General features: G+C 46.1%; 14 protein-coding genes. 3 read left to right on the top strand and 11 right to left on the bottom strand.

Going from position 1 to position 16,246, the window contains the following annotated elements:
* From ACEW9J_RS03880 to larC, 9 genes are all read right to left on the bottom strand, one after another.
* The coding region (locus tag ACEW9J_RS03880) for an Hpt domain-containing protein (protein ID WP_373543826.1) at window positions 1-1,085 on the bottom strand (1,085 nt) is incomplete at its 3' end.
* A 171-nt stretch (window positions 1,086-1,256) separates the two neighbouring features.
* Entirely contained in the window at window positions 1,257-4,742 is a 3,486-nt protein-coding gene (locus ACEW9J_RS03875) for a GAF domain-containing protein (RefSeq protein WP_373543825.1), read from the bottom strand.
* A gap of 63 nt (window positions 4,743-4,805) precedes the next feature.
* On the bottom strand, window positions 4,806-5,357 hold the full coding sequence (locus ACEW9J_RS03870) for a chemotaxis protein CheW (protein ID WP_373543824.1): 552 nt from the start codon (window positions 5,355-5,357) through the stop codon (window positions 4,806-4,808).
* 37 nt (window positions 5,358-5,394) lie between these two features.
* A complete protein-coding gene (locus ACEW9J_RS03865; protein ID WP_373543823.1) occupies window positions 5,395-5,757 on the bottom strand; it encodes a response regulator transcription factor in 363 nt (120 codons plus the stop codon).
* 163 nt (window positions 5,758-5,920) lie between these two features.
* Complete coding sequence (locus ACEW9J_RS03860; RefSeq protein ID WP_373543822.1) at window positions 5,921-7,153, bottom strand: response regulator; 1,233 nt, start codon at window positions 7,151-7,153, stop codon at window positions 5,921-5,923.
* Window positions 7,154-8,049: 896 nt separating this feature from the next.
* Window positions 8,050-8,907 carry a pentapeptide repeat-containing protein gene (locus ACEW9J_RS03855; RefSeq protein ID WP_373543821.1) on the bottom strand — a complete coding sequence of 286 codons (858 nt, stop codon included), beginning with the start codon at window positions 8,905-8,907 and terminating at the stop codon, window positions 8,050-8,052.
* A 9-nt stretch (window positions 8,908-8,916) separates the two neighbouring features.
* Window positions 8,917-9,558, bottom strand: a complete 642-nt coding sequence (locus tag ACEW9J_RS03850) for a hypothetical protein (RefSeq protein ID WP_373543828.1) — start codon at window positions 9,556-9,558, stop codon at window positions 8,917-8,919.
* A 274-nt stretch (window positions 9,559-9,832) separates the two neighbouring features.
* The gene (locus ACEW9J_RS03845; RefSeq protein WP_373543820.1) at window positions 9,833-10,213 is read right to left on the bottom strand and encodes a hypothetical protein; all 381 of its coding nucleotides are present in this window, start codon (window positions 10,211-10,213) and stop codon (window positions 9,833-9,835) included.
* A gap of 12 nt (window positions 10,214-10,225) precedes the next feature.
* Window positions 10,226-11,602 carry a nickel pincer cofactor biosynthesis protein LarC gene (larC, locus tag ACEW9J_RS03840; protein WP_373543819.1) on the bottom strand — a complete coding sequence of 459 codons (1,377 nt, stop codon included), beginning with the start codon at window positions 11,600-11,602 and terminating at the stop codon, window positions 10,226-10,228.
* A 216-nt stretch (window positions 11,603-11,818) separates the two neighbouring features.
* On the opposite strand from larC, the gene ACEW9J_RS03835 reads away from it, so the two are divergent.
* Together ACEW9J_RS03835 and ACEW9J_RS03830 are read left to right on the top strand one after the other, a co-directional pair.
* On the top strand, window positions 11,819-12,454 hold the full coding sequence (locus ACEW9J_RS03835; RefSeq protein WP_373543818.1) for an L-threonylcarbamoyladenylate synthase: 636 nt from the start codon (window positions 11,819-11,821) through the stop codon (window positions 12,452-12,454).
* 439 nt (window positions 12,455-12,893) lie between these two features.
* Window positions 12,894-13,100 (top strand): hypothetical protein, encoded by a 207-nt coding sequence (locus ACEW9J_RS03830; protein ID WP_373543817.1) that lies wholly within the window; start codon window positions 12,894-12,896, stop codon window positions 13,098-13,100.
* Window positions 13,101-13,134: 34 nt separating this feature from the next.
* On the opposite strand, the gene ACEW9J_RS03825 is transcribed toward ACEW9J_RS03830, so the two are convergent.
* Window positions 13,135-13,641, bottom strand: a complete 507-nt coding sequence (locus tag ACEW9J_RS03825; protein ID WP_373543816.1) for a hypothetical protein — start codon at window positions 13,639-13,641, stop codon at window positions 13,135-13,137.
* A 218-nt stretch (window positions 13,642-13,859) separates the two neighbouring features.
* On the bottom strand, window positions 13,860-13,949 hold the full coding sequence (gene psaM / locus ACEW9J_RS03820; protein WP_310481271.1) for a photosystem I reaction center subunit XII: 90 nt from the start codon (window positions 13,947-13,949) through the stop codon (window positions 13,860-13,862).
* Window positions 13,950-14,099: 150 nt separating this feature from the next.
* On the opposite strand from psaM, the gene ACEW9J_RS03815 reads away from it, so the two are divergent.
* Window positions 14,100-15,710, top strand: a complete 1,611-nt coding sequence (locus ACEW9J_RS03815) for a S8 family serine peptidase (RefSeq protein ID WP_373543815.1) — start codon at window positions 14,100-14,102, stop codon at window positions 15,708-15,710.
* Window positions 15,711-16,246 lie beyond the last annotated feature (536 nt).

The raw sequence follows: 16,246 nt of genomic DNA, 5'->3' as shown, positions 1-16,246 counted from the left end.
GATGAAGATGTGGTGTCGGTAAATTGGGCGACGGTGGTTGATTCATCCTCGACTAATGAGAGCCATTCCGATGAAGATGTGGTGTCGGTAAATTGGGCGGCGGTGGCTGATTCATCCTCGACTAATGAGAGCCATTCCGATGAAGATGTGGTGTCGGTAAATTGGGCGGCGGTGGTTGATTCATCATCGACTAACGATCCCCATTCCGATGAATTATTTGGCTCGATCGATGTGGGTACTAATTCTACATCGCCATCAGTCCAAGCGGCTAATGCTGATGATACCTCACCACCAACAGAACGATCGCCACCGACGATCGCGATTTGGGCTTGTTGAAAATTGGTCAAAACGATCGGGGCTAGCTCTAGGACTCTGGCTGGATAGCGTTCTAGAGCAGCTAGAGTACTCTTGGCAATTGCGGCAATACCTGGGAGGCTATAAGAACCACCCAACTCTAATAAGAATTCGGCGAGTGAATTGAGACTATCATGCACCCGCTGGGTATTTTGACTGGCGATCGCTGTAGCTAGATCTTCGAGATCGTGAGGGATACTGTCGGTAAAAATCGACCCGATCACATCAAATCCTAGTTCGGCGGCGGTGGGTAGTGGGGTATCGCGCCCAAAGAAGTCGCCCAAATGAGTCTGGAGTCTGGCAAATAGTTCGGCTGTGCGTTCGAGGGTAGCTGCTTCATCGTAGGGAACGCCTGCGAGTAAGGCACTCAAGGGGTCGTACAAGCAATCATAGCCCTCCATCAACAGTAAACCTAGTTGAGGGTCGATTTCTAGTTCGGGCGGATAGAGAGCCTGGAAGACGTCTTCTAGGTGATGGGCGATCGTTTCGATCGTTTTGAACCCACAATTGGCGGCACCACCTTTGATGGTATGTGCCGCCCGCATCAGGGTATGGACGCGCTCGATCGTTTTGGTTTCTACCAGACTGTATAGTGTTTGCTCGATCGTTTGGAGCAATTCCGCCGCTTCGATCTCAAAATATCGATCGAGTGACTCTTGAAAATCTAGATCGTCGGTCATAAGTGGTGGATGGTGGATGGTGGATGGTGGATGGTGGATGGTGATTCGCACTCCTTGGCTTTGACTCGATGGGTTTAGCGATCCAAGACAGCGAATCAAGACAGTGGATGGTTGGTGGTGAGATCGGAGTACCTTAGGTACTCATCCTTTTTAAAAAGGATGCTAAAGAGAACGCGCAAGCATTCAAATCTAATCACTGATTCACCATTCACCATTCACTCCCTAATCAACCTTAAAGCGACTCACACTCGTCTCCAACACTTGCGAAGTGGTGAGTAACTGTTGGCAAGATTCGGAAATCTGAGTCGCGCTGTCGGAGGTGAGATTGGCGATGGTAGCTACGTCAATCATGGCTTTAGTCAGTTTGTGGGATTGTTTGGTTTGATTACCAGCAGAGAGACTGATGGCTTTGACTAGTTCACCGATCTGACTGGTAGCAACGACGATCTCGCTCAAGCTTTGGCGGGTTTCATTGACTAGATTTGTCCCCTGTACGACTTGGGCGATACCGATTTCCATTGCTTCGGTGACGTCGTTGGTGTCGATGCGGATTTCATCGACTAGGCGTTCGATTTCGGTGGTGGCATTTGCCGACTGATAGGCAAGGGAGCGCACTTCGTCGGCGACTACTGCGAAACCTTTACCATATTGTCCGGCGCGGGTGGCTTCGATCGAAGCGTTGAGCGCGAGCAGGTTGGTTTGGGTAGCAAAGTTTTCGATCAGGTTGACTACTTTGGAAATCTTTTGGAAGGTTTCACCCAGACGCTTGATTTTTTTGGCGGTGGTGGATATGGTCGATCGAATCTCTAGGATCTCTTCTACGGTATTTTCCATCAGCGCGTCACCAGTTTGGACAGTGCGGTTGGCTGATTGGACGACTAGTTCGACTTTTTGAGCTAAGTCGGCGACTTCTTGGCTGGAGGCTGCCATCAAGTCTACCTGGATCGAGGCTCGATCGAGCTGTTCGAGTTCTTGTTGGGCTTGGGCGGAGAGATTATTTACCAGGATGTTGTTTTCGCTGGAGGTGCTACTGACGCTGACGGCGGCTGTCTGGACTTGGCGTACCAATTCTCGCAAGCTTTGAATCGTGGTATTGTAGCCATCGGCGATCGTGCCGATCTCGGTTTCAGATAGGGGCGCACGGACGGTGAGGTCGCCTCGGAAGGAGGGGCTAATCGCTTTGAGGACTTTGAGAGCCTCTTGCTCTAGTTCTTGGCGAGTAGCGCGTTCTCGATCGACGCTCTGCGATAGTTCGCGTTCTTGGGTGCGGACTCGCTCTAGGTATTCGGATAGTTGTAGGGCGGTACCGATTTGCATGGCGACTTGCTCGATCACTGTGCGTTCGGAGACATCCCAGACGCGGGGAGCGTCGTTTTGATAAACTCCCAATAATCCCCATAAGGTATCGCCGATGAAAATCGGTGCCAGGATATATGCCCTGGCTTGATATTTTTCGAGGGATTGCACGTAGCAATCAGAGAAGTCTTGAGTGTAGATATCATCGATGGCTGTGGATTTTTCACCTTTGGCATACTTACCCCCCTTGTTAGTTTTGAGATAAGTATCACCCTCGGTGTTGTCTATTTGCCCCCATTTGCGGAGGACGCAGCGATCGTTATTGGTGCGATCTCCGCTGAGGATTTCATCTTTGGGCTGCTCGACGAGGAGTGATACCCAGCCACTCCCAACGGCTTCGGCGACGACTTGACCGCTCCAGTCAGGGTTAAACTGATAGACTACAGCTCGATCGGCTTTAGATGCTTGGCGGATTTCTTGGACAACACTGGTAAAGACATCATCGACGACTAGAGATTGCCGAATTTTGTCGGCAATCCGATTGATGGTTTGTTCTTGCTCGGCGCGTTTTTGGAGTTGTTTGATATAGTCGATTTGCTCCATCGCAATCCCGACTTGTAGCCCCATTTGGCGGAGGGTTTCGATTTCTTCTTCTTGCCACTTGCGGACGCCAGAGTTTTGATAAGCACCAATCAGTCCCCACAATTTGCGATTTGCGCCAAAGATCGGCGCGAGCATATACGCTCTAGCTTCAAATTGTTCGAGCAGTTGGACGTGGCAAGTTTGGTGTCCGACAGTGTAGATATCATCTACAGCAAAGCATTCACCATCTTTGTAGCGTCCGCCTTCAGTCCGTTGGAGGAAGGTATCTTGAACGATATGGACGGTTTCGATTAAGTCAATCCAACCAGGTGCAGCGGATTCGGCGATGAATCGCCCACTCCAATCAGCATCGAATTGATAAATTGCCAGCCTGTCACTACAGAGCAGTTTGCGCCCATCTTGAGTGGCAACTTGGAAGACGGTTTTCTCATCTTTGGCACTGCGGAGCCGCTCTTGGAGTTTGGACAGTCCCCGCTCGCGTTGGAGCCGTTCTTCCATTTTCTTGGTCTGAAACTGAGCCAGGCGGCGGCTGGTGGTTTGCTGAATCGGGAAGCCAAAACTTTTGGCATAGTCAAGCATGGCTTGGAGTTCGGACTCTTGCCAGTTGCGCGCGCCAGAGTTTTGGTAGACACCGAGCATCCCCAATAATTGGTTATTTTTCAAGACGGGGACAATGATGTACGCCTTCATTTGCAGCGGTTCGAGGGATTCTAATAAGCAGCGATCGAATCCTTTGGCGGCGATATCATTAACGACGTAATAGGGCTTGTAATTCTCGTTGTTAATTGAGTAATCCAAATCTAGCGAGTTACCCGCTTTCGCCCAGCTGACACCGACAGATTCGGCGATGACATTACTACTCCAGTCAGGATTGTAAGCGACGACCATCGCTCGATCGGCTTGCAGATTGTGGCGGATCTGGTCGAGTGTAGTCTGCATCACTTCCTGGGCTTCAACCTCGATCGCGGCTAGCAAATCGCGGCGTTGGGATAATTGCAGTAGAGGTTGATTGGGCTGGACTGCCAGTGTGAGTTCGAGGGATAATTGCGACAAGCAAGCAGTTTCCGCTTCCGACCAGGTGCGGGGGCGATCGCATTGGTGAACGACCAATAAACCCCACACGCGACCCAAGCTATAGCTATCGGTGGCTGCGGAGTAACCGTTAATTAAAATCGGTACGGTGACAGTCGCCTGCACTTGATACTGGTCTAAAATTTGTTTTTGATAAGGGCTAGTTTCGCTATTAATCAAAGCCATCACCCGTTGGGAACGATCGTCGGTGAATTGCTCAAAGCCAAAGCCAATCTGGGGAATTTCAACATTTAGCGTCGGTGTCAAGCCGACTTGGACGGCCTCGGCGATCGCACGACCCGTACTCGCCCCAGTCAATTGATAAATCAGGACGCGATCGGCATTTAGTAATGTTTTGATCTCAGCAACTGCACTAGTGAATGCCGCCATCGGTGACGTAGCTTGTCTAATTCTAGTGGCAACTTGATAGACTCGATCGGCATCAATTCCTACAGTAGGCGTGGGAGCAGGAGTATTACTCGCAACTGTCAAAAATCCGGCTAATTCTCTCGCTTTGCGGAGATTTTGGCGGAGAGGTTCGGAGTTAGGATTATTGGAATTCTCTAGTTTAACTTGGGTATCTTGGAGAATCGATAATAGTTGCTGTTTGGCAGTAGTATTAGTCATAGCTCGATCTGGGTTGGCTGGTTGTTTGTCTGGTGCTGGGGGGACGGTATTGAGCAGTTCTGCTGCTTTATCTTGTCGCTCATCTGCCGAACCAAATAGATTTTTTAACATTTGTAATAATTTTAATTGCTAACTTTTTGTAACTAATCAATCGTAATTATCTCTAGTGGCACGTCATTCGGGGACAGCCACATCACTAACGGCACTGAGCGAATTAACTACTTGACGGAGATCGATAACTACCCGCGACTTTTGCTCGGCATCGATAAAATAACCAGCTAAAAATAATCTGATTCGATCGGTAAACATTGCCTCGCCAATCGGTAAAGATTGCTGGAGATCGTAAGTTTCGATCGTGCCGACTCGATCGATTAGTAGTGCTACGGTTTCGTTTTGCACCTGAAATAGCATACCCATTCCAGTCGAAACTTCAGGTGTATTGAGATAGCACGATCCGCCCATCAGATGAGCCAAATCTAGAACCCACGTAGCTTTACCTCCATAATTAATAATGCCCAATAGTGATTCATTCATTTGGGGAACTGGCAAGATTTCCGGTATTGAAATCTTAATCGTCGCCTGTAAATCGGCTAGGGGAATTAAGGCATTCAAACTATCGCCGATCGTGAAACCTAAAAATCGTTGATTATTTACACTCGCGTCGGTTTTCTGGATTAATAATTGACTGGCTCGATCTGGCGATCCTCGATCGATAACTTGATTCATAATTTATGGCTCATAATTAATAATTCATGAGATTGGTTCAACGGATTAATCGATTAACCGTCTGGATTAACGTTGGTTCATCTACTGCTTTGCTCAGATAAGCATCAGCACCACTCATATCGCCCCAAGTTCGATCGATCTCTTTATCCTTAGTTGAATAAATAACTACTGGAATATTTTGAGTTGCTACTTCCGCTTTGAGCTTGCGACATAGTTCAAATCCGCTTTCTCCTGGCAAAATCACATCCAGCACGATTAAATTTGGCTTAAAAGTTTTTAGTCTAATTTCTGCTTCTTCACCACTAGTTACCACCAGAATAGAAAATCCTTGCCCTTCCAAACATTTTTTAAGTTTGTCTGCTTCTAGCTTACTATCTTCAACAATCAAAATGTGACTCATAATTACCTACCTAAACCAAATTTATAGCTTATGTTTACAACTGACTCTGACTCGATTCTGAGCACCTTTTCAGAATATTCTCGATCGGATTAGATCGATCCTTACCATTCAAAATAATTATCGTATTTCTAGCTTAATTTTTTTTCATCTTGGATCGTCATGACTATCTACTTACACTAATATATTTTTCAATCATTTTTAGAACTGACTCCGACTCGACTGGTTTACCGAGAAAGCCAGTTGCACCGACCATTTTCGATCGCATTCGATCGATCAACCCATCCTTACCAGTCAAAATAATTACTGGGATATGTTTTAGACTCGGAGTTTTTCTGATTTGTTCGCATACTTCATAGCCGTTAGTAATTGGCATTAATAAATCTAGAAAGATAAAATCTGGTTTATTTCTAATCAAGCTCGGCATAATTTTGAGTGGATCTTGAACTCCATAAGAACGATAGCCATGCTCGGTCAGAATTCTCTCTAGAGATTGATAAATCAAGATGCTATCATCGATACAAGCAATCAAAGGTGCCTGCTTGACTGAAATCTTGTTAACGGAGCTAGAATTACTCATTTGCCCGCTAAAATTACCACTCAATGGATTACTTAGATCCGCAGGATTCGGCTTACTCAATCTCGATCTTGGTTGAGCTGATAAACTAATAAATCCCGATCGCAGTAATGGTAAAATGGTACTAGTAAAATCTAGTACAGATTGACGATTATTGAGGGCTAGACTGCGAAGAGAGCGATTGCCATCGATCGACAAAACGGTATGATGTAGCTCGGAATTATCGACTAATTGCGAAACTTCAAGCGAATTAGAAACAATTGCAAATAGACTAGGTGCGTATACCGCTAACCCTACATTCGACCATTCCTGCCACCTTTGAATCGATTTAGTCAGAATCGGCTCGATCTCCAGTAATGGTAATACTAGATTTAGTTGAGCATTGCCAGCTCCAGTCTGATGAAATTGATAAGCTAAACGATTACCACTCTGTTGACTAAATTGAATGATATCAAATAAGTTTTCAATTGTCATCCTAGCAACCAGATCGGCACATTGTTGACGATCGATCGATTCTTCAACTAATAGCTCTGCTAATATATTTGAATCTAACGAAGTTGTATGAGGATTATTGACTTGGGCTAGTTTTTCGGGTGGAAGATTTAGTTGAGCTAGACTCAGATTTCTCTGCCAGCAACTGAGTGGCTCGATCCCACCATCAACCCAGCCCAACCGTCCCAGCCGAAATGAGAACGTCCAATTTAGATTTGGAGCTACTTTAACAATGAGATTCCCACTCAGCGATTGAGATTTAATATCTTTCAAATGAAAGATCAAATCCTTAAAGCTAAGTCCTACCGATCTTTGACTACTTTGAACCATTCTGTTATACCAGTGTTTTACTGCAAATTCTCAGCGAGATGCTTATACCTTAAAAAGATGGATAGTTTGAGTAGCTTAGACTCACAACCGATCTCCTTAAAATCACCATAAAAATAATCTTTTACGGATACTCTATCAATATAAGTACCTGTACAGAAGTAATTACACACTGGCAATTCTCAAATCTTTTACTTGGAAGATGTTCAAGCAAAATCTTGTGTAATTAATTATGTCTAACTACTTACTAGGTACAAACAAGCGATCTGGATGCGATTGAGATCGCCGCTGGGATTTAGAGTCACTTTTTACACTCACATAGCTATTGTTCCCAAATTTCACCCAGAATAACAAAACGACTCTAAAGTTTTCAGTGCCGCTCGATCGACAAGTTATTTGAGTTGCTGCGTAGTCCTTTACCCCACCCCAGCCCTCCCCGATCGAAACCATTTGAGATCTTTTGAGAAGGAATCGATCTACAGATATTAGTGAGGATGGGCGGGTTTGTTCTGATTTGGTAATAATAGGCGAGAATTTTTAGCATAAACCCGCCCCTACGGGCGATCTATGAAAATGTATATGGCTCGATACTATAGATCTGTAGGGGCGGGTTTATGCTAGCCAATACCGAGTTTGCTGTTAGATGTTGAACGAACCCGCCCTACCCCACTAGCGGCGGTTTTATTCGGAGGTTCCCTCCGAATAAAAAAACCGACAAGAAAGAAGAACTCAAATGATTTCTATCAGGGGGTTGGGGGGTAGAGCAACATCGAAAATGAAATCTAGCCGACTCAAGTTCTAATCGTTTACCGATTTGCTTATCACGAGCCTTAAAGATATATATTGATGCAGGGTGCGATCGATCGAGGTATCCACAGCAGGTACCATCACCCAACACCCTACCAAATCGCACCTGTAAATAATGTGTCAGTTAAGTTGGCACACTCGAATACCGCACCACCAAGATTGGCATAGCTGAGATTTGCCCCAGTCAGATCTGCCCCAGCTAGACTAGCACCCGCGAGATTAGCACCGGATAGATTAGCACCGCGTAGATTGGTACCGTGGAGGATTGCCTTCGTAAAGCTAGCTTTTGTCAGATGTGCCCAAGATAGATCCGCCTTAGTCAAATTTGCTCGATCGAAATTAGCCACAGCCGCATAAACACTGACTAAATGCGATCGACTCAGCCGTGCTTGGGTAAAGTTGGCTCGATATAAGTGTGCCCCACCCAATTCAGCTTCAGTTAGGATCGCTTGACTCAGATCTGCATCAGCTAAATTAGTTTGAACTAAATCTGTATAACAAAGGGTAGCGCGATGTAAATTAATCCGATCGAGATCTGCACCCCGCAACCTCGCTGACGTGAGATCGATCGCGATCGCATTTACAGCAGCTAGATTGGCATCCCGCAGATCGACAGCAGTGAAATTACTACCCATCAGATTGGCATCTGCTAGATTGGCGCGGCGAAAATCGGCACCTGTCGCGCTAGCGGTAATGGCTTCGATCGATCGTAAATTTGCATCTACCAAATCTGCACCATCCAGGATCGCATTGGTGAGATTTGCCCCCCTCAGATTCGCGGCTATTAGTTTAGCACCACTTAAATCCGCTCGGCGCAAATTGAGATCGTGCAGATCCGCTCCACGGAGATTCATCCCGATTAATTTAGCATCGCTCAAGTCTGGCACTTCCACCCGACGCCACTCCAACCAGGCGACTGCACCACGCCGCAATACCTCATCCGCACTCACACCCATTTCCTACTCCTGCTTGGCTCGATCTGGAAATGGACGACCTGGTAAACTCTCCAGTGCAGCGAGAATTCCCGACTCAGCCGCCTTGATGTCCCGCTCCTCTCCACCCAGATAGAGCCGCCCAAACACGCCTACTGCCGAGATTTGGAGGATATTAATCGTTGCTGCCTTCTCCGCCTCATTCGCCGCGATGGCTGCGTATGCGGCTGGTTCTACTTCCAATACATACAGGGTTTGCCCTTCGAGGATCATATTACCCCGCCGACTGCGATTGATCATCTGGGTGTGATGGGCGGTAATATTCCGAATAATCCGACTCGAAATGACGCGTGGCTTGAGACAATCAGACTGACGTACTCCCAAATACTCCAAAATTGCACGTCCTGCGGCATGAACATCACCCTGACTACTAGCATGGATTTCCATCAATCCATACAATCGCTCGATGATTTGCACGCCTGGTTTTACCTGTGCAGATTTGAGCGCGATGTCCATCATCTGGTTGATTTCGACCCCAGGCGACACTTCGATCCACAAAGAGGAATCAGATGGCAATGGCAAAAAGCCCTGAGCCTCAGTACCCAAATATGCGGCATGTTGGCGTTGCAGGCGATCGATAAAAACGTAACTGCGGAGGTCGATTCCCAAGAATTTTGTTAGATTTGTCCAGTCATACCAGTATACCGTAGGTAGTGACTCGGAACTAACCCAAAGCTGTTGCCACGGCATGAGTCATATCCTCACCCTAAAAACCTCGTCTGGTTATAGCAAGATCTAGAGGGAAACTCCATGGAACTATCAACTATGGCAATCCTAAATGATTCATGAGATTTACATTGGCTCTGGTGCGTTACGCTTCGCGATAACACACCCTACAGTATTCTTACGAGGACTGCTACATCAACTATCAACTGTCAACTATCTACCCTTCTTCTTCCTTTCGTTCTAATCGTGCAACTCTACGATTGAGTCGGCGATGTTTGCGATCGTTATCTCCTACCTTCCGCTCGATTTCTGCCAGATCGTAATTCAGATCGTCAATGTAATTGCGGAATGAATTAAAACCATCACGGATTGCGATTACTACCGTACCTTCAATACTATCGACTCGCTGACGCAAGGAACCAATATCTTCACGGGTAGCATTCGTATTCTGTTTGACAGCAGTTACATCTTGCTTGACAGCAGTTATATCTTGCTCCATTGCAGCCAGATTTCGCTGTGTCACAGCCATATTTGCCTGGATCAGTTCGCGCAATTCACTGATTTGTGCTTCTATGCGATCGAATCTTTCTTCTGACATGTAAATTATCTCTTATTTATTTAAATTATACCAAGCCAGTAATACTAACTGATGAACTTCTCGCCAAGGTATTTGGTGCTCTTGGGCGAGCGCAGCGCAGTCATCATATTCAGGTTGAACATTGACGATCGAATCATCATTAACTAAATTATTACGCGCAACTTTTACCCGTACCGTTCCATATTTAGTCACGACAGATTGGATTTCTCTGGGTAGGATCGATCGAGTTTGTTGAGTGCGGCGGATACCTAATGTACTCGTCTGTTTAAAGATAATTTGTTCGCATTCACTAGATCGATCGCTTGGACAAATAACTGTGAGTAATATTCCCGATCGAGATTTTTTCATCCCAATTGGTTGGGTAAATACATCGACAGCCCCAGCTTTAAATAATAGATCGAAGATATAGCCGATCGCTTGAGGATTTAGATCGTCGATTTGGGTGGTTAATACTTCGATCGTTTCTAGATATTCTGGGCGCACGGGTGAGGATGCAACCAATGTTGTTTCAGTGCCCAACCATAGGCGTAAAATATTGGGAATTGGTAACTCGATCGTGCCTGCACCCAAGCCGATCTGTTGAAGCTGCATCGCTGGAGCTGTGCCAAATTCAGTCGCCATAGTGACGGCAATCGCCGCACCTGTAGGCGTGACTAGCTCTCGATCGATCCCATTGCTATATACTGGCACCTGACGAGATGAAAATAATTTGAGCACCGCCGGGACGGGTACGGGCAAAATCCCATGCGCCGCCCGAACTGTCCCGCCACCTGTGGGTAATGGCGAACAGTAGATTTTGGCAATATCCAGATAATCCAAGCCCAAACAGGTACCGACGATATCGACGATCGCATCTACAGCCCCGACTTCATGAAAATGCACCTCAGATGGGTCGATGCCGTGCACCGCGCCCTCAGCGATCGCGAGTTGACGAAAAACGTCCAAACTCCATTGTGTCGCCCTAGCGGGCAGATTTGCCGCACTAATCAGCTTTTCGATTTGGGGGAGATTCCGTTGGGGGGTATCGTAATGATGGTGATGATGATGGTGGTCGGAATTGGCTACAATGCTAACTGGTGTGGGATGATGGTCATGGTCGTGGTTATGTTCTCGCTCCTCCACGGGAGCTGCACCAACGCTCACTGGATGAGGATGGTCGTGGGGATGTTCGATCGATGAATGAATCGCCGTCAGATCTACGTGTACTTTGGTAGCAATTTGCCCGTTATGATGAACTTTTTCCGCCCAGAGCTTGTACTCAGTAGCAATGCCCAATCGATCGAGCTGCGAGTTTAGATATGCTACAGGTACGCCAGCATCGACTAATGCACCCAAACACATATCGCCAGCGATTCCAGTTTGGCATTCTAAATAGGCGATTTTAATCATTTGAGAATTAGAAATTGGGTTGCTGATTTAACGATTAATTGCAATTAGTACCGATCGCACAGATGTCGGCTAATAATCTAATTATCTAACCGTTTGGCGAATAATTGCTACGCCGGAGCTTCGATCGCACCTACGAATACCTGCTCCAACACAGTATAGAGATCGATCGCTACTGACTCTCAACGCTGTCAACTATCAACTATCAACTGTCTAAACATGGCTACTATCTACGAAGTTCACCCTCAGACACCGCAGACAAGACGGATCGATGAGATTGTGGCGGCATTGAGCAATGGTGCGGTGATGCTCTATCCCACAGATACAGTGTACGCGATCGGCTGCGATCTCAAATCAAAGATTGCAGTCGATCGAGTCCGTCAGATCAAGCGGATGTCTAATGACAAACCTTTGACTTTTTTGTGTCAATCTTTATCAAATATTTCGGAATATGCCAACGTCTCCGATCCCGCCTATCGGTTGATGAAACATTTGATTCCTGGTACTTACACATTTATTTTGCCAGCCACTAAACTCGTCCCCAAACTCGTCCAAGATCCCAAACGCAAAACTACTGGAATTAGAGTACCCAAACACACCCTCTGTCAAATCTTGCTAGAGAACTTAGGCAACCCAGTCATTTCGGCATCCGCACATATTCAAGATGATGATGATGAGCCGATGGAAATAGAAAAAGCGAGATTATTCGATCGATTGGATAAATTGGTCGATATTATCATCGATGATGGCTCCGAACCAGGGCTAGAAGGCTCGACAATATTGGATATGACAATTGACCCTCCCGAAGTGATTCGACAGGGCTTAGGCTGGTCTGAAGCAGCAGCTTGGCTTTAGAAAGGCTTTAGGTATTAGGTGTTAGGGTTTAGGGTTTAGGGATCGGGATTTAAGCTGTGACTTTTCGGATCGTCAGCTCAGACGATCGGTGTAGATTGCTTAATATTTAAGTAGTGCTGATGAAACTTAGCTGATGGGCACTCCCCACCCTACTGGGACGAGATGAATCTTTTTTCAGCTAAATCGATCGGTTTATATATATATCCTAGCGATTGGTAGTGCGATCGGTTTTTTTCAAATTGTTACTAGCTATGGGGAAGCCAATATCAAAGCACCGATCGCTGTTGCTGGTAATTATCTAATTAGTGCGCCCAGTTTACCTGGCTGTCTTCGAGACAAACAGCTTTTTCTCAGACTTCAACAGTCTGGGATTTATCTTAATGCTAGTCTGACGAGCGATCGCCAAGATCTTACCAGTCGCCCGACACTTTCAGGTCGATTGAATGTTCGACAACTAGATGTGAGTGGGATGTTACCAGCGACGCTCTGTTCCCCCTCACAATTACGGCTGGCTGGATCGATCGCCAAAAGCACTATAATTAACCCCAGATTGCAAGGGCAACTCTGGCTCAATAGCCCCAATACCAATCCCACACCAGTCGATTTTACTAGTACTCTCCAACCATCAACTCGTTCGATTAATTGATAATTATCAATTATCAATTATCAATTAATTGAACTTAGGAATGAGGATTGGCTTGAGCAGGCTTGGGTTGAGGACGATCTGGATTGGGGTTGACGAGAAAAATCTGGAGTCGATCGGGTGCGACTTTATAGCTATTTTCCTGCATCATACCTGTTTGTGATTCTGGGGCAAACGAGCGACTAAACTTACTTTGAACTTTTTCAGTTCGCACTTTAGCATCTTGCAATTCGATCGTGATGTGCTGGAGTTTATTTCGTTGCGACCAGTTATAACCGATTGAGTTGACTAAAGTCACCATTCCGAAAATCGATAAGGTTGAATAAGTAACTAATTTGGTGACTACTTCCAACCCCTGACGACGATGAGCATAAGTGGGGTTGGATTTGAGCCGTGTGGACTTCGCCGCTGGATGGAAATGTTGGAGACGCGATCGCAATGGTGGGGATGTCGGTACTGCTGTTTCTAATGGCTGTTGCCCAACATTAGCTTGGTTTCGTTGCGACGGATGCTGTGGCGGCTCGAAAGAAGGTAGTGCGTTCATCAGACCTAGTGTACCCAAATAGAAATTTTGTTTATTATACGACTTGTCACATCAATTCTGTCAAAAAGTTTCGATTTTATTTAGGAGAGGGTAGGGGGTAGAGGGTAGGGGGTAGAGGGTCGAGGGTAGAGGGTAGCGATCGATGCTCATTTGCCAGAGACTACACCAACAGAGTAACCAGCTCGTTGGTGTCGCCTCTATGCTAGAAGACTGACTATTTATTTATATAATTCAGTTGATAGTCGTAATGCCAATAGACCAGGAATGAGCGCGATGGCTAAAGCCACGAAAACTTGAGTATCAGACATGAGAGATTCCTCCAGACACAGGGATTTTAACTGTTTACAGTTTGCGATAATTTTGGCTAAAACTGGCAATACTGTAACAAAATGTAGAAAGTTGGGAGTTGGGGTTTGATAGTGTAATCTAGCGAATATTCGATCGAAATACGGGGTAACTTGTTAAATAAACATTGGCAGCGGATCGTCATCGGGGCGGCGATCGTGAGTATCATCACACCTAGTTGGGCATTACCTACAGCCAATTCTGTCGGTAGTGCCGGAATTGATGCCCTGATCTTGCATCAGTCTCCCTACAATCTCACAGGCAAAAAAATTGCGATCGGGCAAGTAGAAGTTGGACGTCCGAGTCAGTTTGGCTGGGATAAAGCCGCTCAACAGCCCAAATTCAAGCTCGAACAAATCTTTTATCAAGATGGTGCTGCTAAAGCCAACAAAAATGTCGAACAACACGCGACGATGGTGGCAGCAGTGATGATCAGTCACGATAAAAGATTTCCTGGAGTCGCTCCTGATGCGCGGCTCTACTCAACTGCTGTCGGCATTCCCAAAGACAGCGGACAGCCGGAAGAATGCCTCTCGATCCAACATATCGCCAACCAGAATAGTGGAGACGTGCGGGCGATTAATTTGAGCTTTGGGGAGCCACTGGAGCGCGATCCGCGTCCAATGGCGAAATTAGATGGCAACGCGCTATTTACTCAGTGTCTGGATTGGTCGGCGCGAGTTCATAATGTGGTGTATCTGGTAGCTGGAAACCAGGGTAAGGGCGGAATTTCGATCCCAACGGATAACTATAACGGGATTAATGTCGCCTATTCCAATCTTCGTCAGGGTATTTATCGTAAATTAGATTTTGCAAATCTGAGCGAAATACCGACTGGAACCGCCAAAAGTATTGAGGATCGGGAAGTAAATGTCGGTAATCGGAGATCGATCGGTTTGGTGGCTCCAGGCGGCAATCTTCAGCTCTACAATCTGGCTGGTAAACCAATTGTGGTCAACGGTACTAGTTTTGCTGCTCCTCATGTCACGGGGACAGTGGCTCTGTTGCAAGAATTTGGAGATCGGCAATTACGCACCAAAAATCAGATGCCAGTGGAGCAACGTCGCTGGAGTCTCGACTCTCGCCGCCATGAGGTGATGAAGGCTGTGCTGTTAAATTCTGCCGATAAGATTAAAGATGCTGGGGATGGGTTGCGGCTAGGCATGACACGGACGATCCTCGCGAAAAATAACCGTGACTGGACGGAATCAGAAGCTTATCAAAACAGTCAAATTCCGCTCGATTATCAGTTAGGTGCGGGTCAATTAAACGCTTTTCGGGCTTATCAACAGTTTAGTCCCGGACAGTATCCACCGCTATTACCCGTCCCGGCGATCGGTTGGGATTATCGAGCGATCGATCGTGGTACCTATCGCGATTATCCGATCGATCGACCCCTCGCCGAGCATAGTTGGGTATCCATTACCCTGACTTGGGATCGACTGGTGGAATTACAAGACCCAAACGTGAACCAACAGTACGATCTAGGCAAAGGATTTCGAGATCGCGGTCTCAATCGTCTCGATCTCTACTTGATGCGCGCCGAAGAAGACCGACTCGATCGCAGTTTATGGTCGTCAACTAGTTCTGTCGATAACGTCCAACACATCTTTCACCAAATCCGCGATCCAGGTAAATATAAAATCCGCGTCCATTTTCGTCAAGCTGTAAATGTCCCCTACCAAGCCTATGGACTCGCCTGGTGGACGGTTCCTGCCAAGTAATCCCATGTCTTGCACCAGTCGATCGAGACTAGTAAAAGCGTAGATCTAAGGGTACCCATGAAGGGCACCCCTACAAGTCGATTGTGTAGGGGTGCCCCTTGTGGGTACCCTTCTATGCTTGTTACTAATATTTTTATCCAGGTACAAAATCTAAACACAAATCTGAAATAATTAAGAAAAGGTTAAGTATTAATGAGAGAATGGAGTTTCTAAACTTCGATCGACCAAAAATACTCATTACGATAGATGTAATAAATTACACATTAAATTTACCGTTAATCAATAGACCTCCTGCGAAAGTAAAAACATCATCTTTTTTAGGATTATTTTCGTCTAGATTTTCCCCTAAAGCCTAAAGCCTAAAGCCTAAGCCTAAAGCCTAAAGCCTAAAGCCTAAAGCCTAAAGCCTAAAGCCTGACTTTCGCAGGAAGTCTAATAGAGCTGTCCGAAATGTGGATTGTCAGCGATCGGACTTTAATTGAAGAAATTTCAGCTTGATGTTACTAAACAGTAAAAATTGGGGATTTTAGATCTAT

This window comes from Chamaesiphon sp. (assembly GCF_041737865.1).
Lineage (GTDB): Bacteria > Cyanobacteriota > Cyanobacteriia > Cyanobacteriales > Chamaesiphonaceae > Chamaesiphon.
This window is presented reverse-complemented; position numbering and strand designations above follow the sequence as displayed.